Here is a 906-nt window from a genome sequence, read left to right as displayed (position 1 = left end):
CTGCCCGGACTGCAATTCGATCATCGACCACGCCCACAGCGAGAACTCGGCCCTGGGATACTCGGGCACCAACTCCGGCGGGCGCCTGATCGTCCAGTACTCCGAGTTCGACAACAACAAAGACGGGTTCGACACCAACACCCAGAACAACGCCGATCAGCCGCCGCCCCAGGATGGCTCATGCCCCAATAACGGGACCGGTCCGACGGGGACCCATTCGTGCTGGGTGTTCTGGCACAACAAGGTGCACGACAACAACAACCCCAACGTGCCCGCCCTGGGCACCGGTCCCGCGGCTGCGCCGGTGGGAACCGGCATGTCGATCGCCGGAGGCCGCTTCGACACCGTCACCGACAACGACTTCTACAACAACGGCTCGTGGGGCGTGCTGCTGGCCCCCTACCCCTCCATCGGACCCTGGAACGCGACCGCCAACTGCCACGGCGGCATCGGGGCCAGGCCGTTGGAGGTCTGCTACTTCGACGACTGGGGCAACGAGGTCGTCAACAACAGGTTCACCAACAACGGCTTTTTCAACAACCCGAGCAACGGCGACATCGCCGAGATATCCAACCTGCACAATCCCGCCAACTGCTTTCACGGCAACACCGACGGCTCGGGCACGGCCGTCAACGCCAAGCACATCCAGCTCGGCGCCCCAGGGGTCAGCACCGCTCCGCCGCTTCGCCAGTTCTTCCCCAACAACATCTGCGGAATTCCGGGCGTCGGCGCAGCGCTCCCGAGCGTTCTGGGTATCGAGGTCCTCTGCAACACACAGATCATCGTCAAGTGCCCGACCACCCCGCTGACGAACTACCCTCGGCAAACGGCGGTCAATTTGATGCCGCTGCCCGCCCAGCCGACCATGCCCAACCCGTGCGAGGGCGTGCCGCGCAACCCGTGGTG

Annotated in this window: 1 protein-coding gene; it reads left to right on the top strand. The window is 64.7% G+C overall.

Annotation, left to right across the window (positions count from 1 at the left end; translation table 11 throughout):
- The coding region (locus tag F6Q13_RS18000) for a hypothetical protein (RefSeq protein WP_293059445.1) at positions 1-906 on the top strand (906 nt) is incomplete at both ends.

Origin of the sequence: Mycobacterium sp. (assembly GCF_008709575.1) — a bacterium.
Taxonomy (GTDB): Bacteria; Actinomycetota; Actinomycetes; order Mycobacteriales; family Mycobacteriaceae; genus Mycobacterium.
Note: the sequence above shows the minus strand (reverse complement) of the source record. Positions and strands in the feature narration are given on the sequence as shown.